The following is a 5,162-nucleotide window of genomic DNA, read 5'->3' on the forward strand; positions in this document are numbered from 1 at the left end:
TGTTTGTGTGATAATTCGTCGCATCGGTTGATACTTACCGATACCCGGCGCGGCACAGCGCAGGAAACCCGGGGTGTCGGTGTATATCGCCCGTCCGGCCCAGCTCCACCCCGCCGCGCGCTCCCCCGGCCGCGGTACGCCGCACCCCGCCGGCCGGCGGCGCCGGCGGGCGGGGTGCGGGTCAGGATAGAGCCGTCCCGGGGACCTACTTCACCGAGCCGGCCGTCAGGCCCGAGACGACGTGCCGCTCGATGAAGGCGAAGAGCACGACGACCGGGATGATGGCGACGACCGAGGCCGCGAAGAGGTAATTCCATTCGACGGTGTAGGCGCCGATGAAGTTGTTGATGCCGACGGTCAGCGGCTGCTTCTCCGGCTCGGTCATCAGCGTCAGGCCCATCACGAACTCGTTCCAGGTCGAGATGAACGTGAAGATGATCGCCGTGACCACACCGGGCATGGCCAGCGGCAGCGTCACCCGGAACAGCGCGCCGAACCGCCCGGTGCCGTCGACCATCGCCGCCTCCTCCAGCTCGGCCGGGATGGACGAGATGTAGGCGGTGAGGATCCAGATCGCGAAGGCGAGGTTGAACGCGCCGTTGGCCAGGATCAGCGTCCAGGTCGAGTTCAGCATGTCGAGCTGGTGGAACTCGCGGTAGAGGCCGATGAGCAGCGCGGTGGGCTGGAACATCTGCGTGACCAGCACCAGCAGCAGGAACGCCTTGCGCCCGCGGTAGCGCACGCGCGCCGTGTAGTACGCGGCCGGCAGCGACACCAGCAGCACGAGCAGCGTGGCGCCGCCCGCGATCAGCAGGGTGACCTTGAGGTTGTCGCCGAGCGTGGACTCGCCCCAGACGTCGACCAGGTTTTTCCACTCGAACGACGTGGGCAGGTACGTCCGGTCGCGCAGTTCGTCCGCGGGCCGGAGCGCGGTGATGATCATCTCCAGGTACGGCGCGATGAAGATGACCGCCAGCATCCAGGCGCTCGCGGCGATGACGAGGGTGCGCGGGCCGTACTTCCTGCGCTTGGCGGCGCCCTTGCCGCCCTTCGGGCCGGTGCCGCCCTTCCCGCCGGCGTCCTTGGCGACGGGTCCGTCTTCCGGTGTGCGTGAGGGCGCGGAGACCGTCATGCGTCCTCCTTGTTCCAGCGGCTGACCTTGAGGAAGATCAGGACGAGTACGACGACCATCGCGAAGTTGACGACGGACATCGCGGCGGACTCGCCGATGTCGGTGTCCTTCAACTGGTACATGAACACCGTGGTCGTGGCGGTGTCGCTGCCGGGCCCGCCCTTGGTCATGGCCCAGATGACGGGGAACGAGTTGAAGACGTTGATGAGGTTGATGACGAAGCCGACGAGGAACGCCGGCCGCAGCAGCGGCACGGTCACGCGCCAGTAGGTCTGGCGGGAGTTGGCGCCGTCGATACGGGCGGCCTCGTACACCTCGTGCGGGATGGTCTGCAACCCGGCGAGCAGCGTGTACGTGGTGAACGGCAGCGAGACGAAGACCGCGACGAACATCATCCACGGCCAGGCGGTCGCGGGATCGCCGAGCCAGTCCTTCGGCCCGTCGATCAGACCGAGGTCGGTCATCAGGGTGTTGAGGACCCCGGCGGTCTGGTCGAGCATCCAGCGGAAGCCGATGGCGGTCATCAGCACCGAGGCGGCCCACGGCGCGATGAGCGCCCAGCGGGTGATCGTCCGGCCCGGGAAGGGCTTGTTGAAGAGCTGGGCCAGGCCCAGCGAGAGCAGCATGGTGACGCCGACGACGGCGACGGTCCATACCACTGTCATCGTCAGCACCTTGCCGAAGCCGGACTCGTCGAAGAGCTGGCGGTACTTCTCCGTACCGGCCGAGCCGCGGACGAAACCGCTGATGCTGATGTTGAGGAACGAGGTGCGGATCAGTTCGTAGATGGGCCACAGGACCACCACGACGATCAGCAGGACGGCGGGGGCAATCCAGGGCAGCGGACCGAGCCGGGCGAGGCCGCCGCGACGGCGGCGCTGCGGCCCGGTCTTCCGCACGCCGGGCCCGGGGCCGGTACCGGCCGCGGGCTCCTTGACCGTGACGGGCACGGGGACTCCTTGCGGGTACGGCGGTTGAGGGGACCGCACTTGGGGGCTACGGGGGCGCGGCGGCGTGTCGTACGCGGGCCGCGCGGGAGCACGGGGTGCCGGGCGACGGCACCGGGGGCGGGCCGCCGCGCGGCGCTGCGCGCGGCGGCCCGGCCCGGTACGGTCACGGGGGGCTGTTCAGAACCAGGACCCGAGCCGGGTCACTCGCCCATGTCGGCGGCGGCGTCCTCGGCCTTCCCCTGGAGTTCGCCCAGCACCTTGCCCGGGTCGTCGGACGCGGCCTTGCCGCCCGACTTCTTGATCTCGGCGGAGACCACGTCCCAGCTCGTGTTGCCCAGCGGGTAGAACTCGGCCGCCGGCAGCACCTCGAAGAAGGGCTCCAGGTCCTTGTGCTTGCCGTTCGACTGCATCGTCTCAAGGGTGTCCGTGGTCACCGGCATGAGGTTGTACATCTCGTCGAACTTGAGCGTGTTCTCCTCGGAGTACGCGAAGTCCAGGAACTTCTTGATCTGCTCCTGCTTGCCGCCGTCCTTGAACGCCATCATCCAGTCGGCGACGCCGAGGGTGGAGTCCAGCGGGCCGTCCTTGCCGGGGATCGGCGCCACGTCGTAGTCGACGCCGCCGTCCTTGGCCATCTGGATCAGCGTCGGGTGGCCGTTGAGCATGCCCACCTTGCCGGCGGCGAAGTCGGCGAAGGCCGTCTTGCGGTCGGTGGTGGCGGGGTTCTCGTAGGTCAGACCGGGGTCGACCAGGTTCTCCTTCAGCCAGTCGAAGGTCTCGACGTTCTGGGCGCTGTCGAGGGTGTACTTGCCCTCGGCGTCGGTGTAGCCGCCGCCGTTCCCCAGCTCCCACATCATCGTCTCGCCCTGGGTCTCCTCCGGGCCGAGGGGGAGCGCGTAGGGGATGTCGGCGGCCTTCTCGTCCTTGATCTTCTGCGCCGCCGCGGCGACGTCGTCCCAGCTCTGCGGGACCTCCACGCCGGCCTTGTCGAGGACTTCCTTGTTGTAGAACATCAGCCGCGCCGAGGAGACGAACGGGATGCCGTACTGGGTGCCGTCGACCTCGCCGGCCTTGGCGAAGGTCTCGATGAGGTTGTTCTTCGTCTTCGGCGAGAGCACCTCGTCGGCCTCGTACAGCAGGTCGTCGGCGACCTTGTCGGCGTAGCCGCCGGTCTGCAGGATGTCCGGGACGTTCCCGCCCTGGATCATCGTCTTGACCTTGGCGTCGATGTCGTTCCAGTTGATGACCTGGACGTCGACCTTGATGTCCTTGTTCTTCGCCTCGAAGCGCTTGACGACGTCGTCCCAGTAGACCTTGGACGCGTTCGACGCCTTGTCACCGTAGTCGGCGGCCACCAGCTTGATGGTGGTCGTACCGTCCGAGCTGCCCCCGTCGTCGCCGCAGGCGGCAAGCCCCAGTACCAGCGCAGAGGCCGCTGCGCCGGCACTGATCAACCGTACTGTCCTCACTGTTGAACCCCTTTGTCCTCGGCGCTGGTTTACGACCAGATGAAGATCATCCAGCGTGCGCTGGGCGTCAGCCTACCGACGGGCGCCTCTCGCGAACAGGTCTAGGCCACTGCCGTGACCTGGCTGCAATCAGGCGCTTCCGACTGCTTCCGTTTCGCATTTTTCCGCTACGCACGGTAGTCACCCGGCAGGGCCTCTCGGCCGTGATCCCGGGCCGTCCGGCCCTTGGCGTGGATCGCGCGGCGCAGGCAGGGCGGCCACCGCCGGCCGTCCCCGACCGCCGCAGAGCGCGCGAGATCCGGGGTAGCCGCGGCCGGAACCAACGGTGCCGCCACCGGCCTGCCGTTGCGTACGAGCCGCCGGTTCACCCGCGGCACGGTCTCCCCCGACCTACGTACGGTGACGAAAGCGGGCGGCGGACCGGGCGACGTCCGCTACCGCGACCGGTGGAGCCCCGACACGGGCGCGGCGGGAGCCGCGTGCCGGACGAGTTCCTGCGCCCTGCCGGTCCGACGGGCCGTCCGGAGGCGGCGGCCGAGGGCGCGAAGGCAGCGGACGGCGGTGGTGGTGGACGAGACCACCGGCGATGCGGTGGTGCCGGGCTGCTCACCCGGCTCCGTCGGACCGGGTCGGGCAGGGGGGGAGGACCCCGATCCGGGCGGGACGGTGACCCGGTTCAGCCTGTCGGGCGTCCGGGGCGCCGAGGCCGCCGGGGTGCTGCTGCCGCGCTTCGACACCGAGAGGGACCCGGTGGGCACGATCCGGCTGCCGGTGACGGCCGCGGGCCGGGCGCGGCGGACGGCGGGCCGGGCCAGGGGATGAACCGGCCCGCCGAGATCAGTGGGGCAGCGGGGCAGCGGGGCGCCGGAGGGCCCGGGGCGGAGTACCGGAAAGACCTCCCGGCCCGGCGGAGCCGCTCAGCGCGGCAGCGGGGCACCCACGTCGTACAGGTGGTGGATCACGTCGTGCACGAAGTAGCGCGCGAACGAGTCGACCGTGAACGCCGCGCCGTCGCTGCGGAACCCCGGACGCTGCCACTCCCCCTCGCCGACCTCGTCCAGGTGCTCCGCCAGCGTCTCGCCCCACGCCGACAGCTCCGCCGCCACCCGCAGCGGGTCCTGCTCCCCGTACCGGGCCTCGGCCGCCGTCTCGTCCTGCTGCCAGTTGGCGAACCGCGGACCGGACTCGGTGAGCATCAGCCGCACCCTCTCGTCGCCCAGCCGGAGCACGTCGCGCACGTGGCACGCGTACTCCAGCGCCGACCACACGTCCGGCCGCGGCCGCGCCCGCAGCCGCTCCGGTTCGTCGCCCAGGACCTGCACCCAGCGCACGGCGCTCTTCCGCACCAGCCCGGGGACGTCCTGCGGGCGGGTCTCCGCCGCCGCGAAGCCGCACTCGGGGCAGGGGCGCTCCAGGACCCAGGTCCAGTCCTTGGTGTCCGGTGTGATCATGCCGTCCAGTCTCCCCGCGGAAGACTGTGCAGCACCAGCGAGAATTCGTTGAACGGTCCGGTAAGCACTGCTTAACCGACGGCCCACCGCTGCACCAGCCCCCAGGCGAACTCGGCCGTGCACGCGCGCGGTTCGCCCGCCTCGTCCGGCGCGGTGAAGG

The 5,162-nt window shown here is 69.9% G+C and carries 5 protein-coding genes; 1 reads left to right on the forward strand and 4 read right to left on the reverse strand.

The window, feature by feature from the left end:
• Positions 1-205: 205 nt before the first annotated feature.
• The 3 genes from H5J30_RS16730 to H5J30_RS16740 form a co-directional block, all read right to left on the reverse strand.
• Positions 206-1,132 carry a carbohydrate ABC transporter permease gene (locus H5J30_RS16730; RefSeq protein ID WP_258563358.1) on the reverse strand — a complete coding sequence of 309 codons (927 nt, stop codon included), beginning with the start codon at positions 1,130-1,132 and terminating at the stop codon, positions 206-208.
• Positions 1,129-2,031 (reverse strand): carbohydrate ABC transporter permease, encoded by a 903-nt coding sequence (locus H5J30_RS16735; RefSeq protein WP_181788231.1) that lies wholly within the window; start codon positions 2,029-2,031, stop codon positions 1,129-1,131. The genes H5J30_RS16730 and H5J30_RS16735 overlap by 4 nt, the downstream gene beginning before the upstream one ends.
• A gap of 251 nt (positions 2,032-2,282) precedes the next feature.
• The gene (locus H5J30_RS16740) at positions 2,283-3,536 is read right to left on the reverse strand and encodes an ABC transporter substrate-binding protein (RefSeq protein WP_258563359.1); all 1,254 of its coding nucleotides are present in this window, start codon (positions 3,534-3,536) and stop codon (positions 2,283-2,285) included.
• Between the two features lie 582 nt (positions 3,537-4,118).
• Between H5J30_RS16740 and H5J30_RS36775 the strand changes: the two genes are divergently transcribed.
• The gene (locus H5J30_RS36775) at positions 4,119-4,373 is read left to right on the forward strand and encodes a hypothetical protein (RefSeq protein WP_258563360.1); all 255 of its coding nucleotides are present in this window, start codon (positions 4,119-4,121) and stop codon (positions 4,371-4,373) included.
• A 95-nt stretch (positions 4,374-4,468) separates the two neighbouring features.
• Here H5J30_RS36775 and H5J30_RS16750 read toward each other — a convergent pair whose 3' ends face one another.
• On the reverse strand, positions 4,469-5,002 hold the full coding sequence (locus H5J30_RS16750; protein WP_181788229.1) for a DinB family protein: 534 nt from the start codon (positions 5,000-5,002) through the stop codon (positions 4,469-4,471).
• Positions 5,003-5,162: the final 160 nt, after the last annotated feature.

The organism is Streptomyces phytophilus, from assembly GCF_013870535.1.
GTDB lineage: Bacteria > Actinomycetota > Actinomycetes > Streptomycetales > Streptomycetaceae > Streptomyces > Streptomyces phytophilus.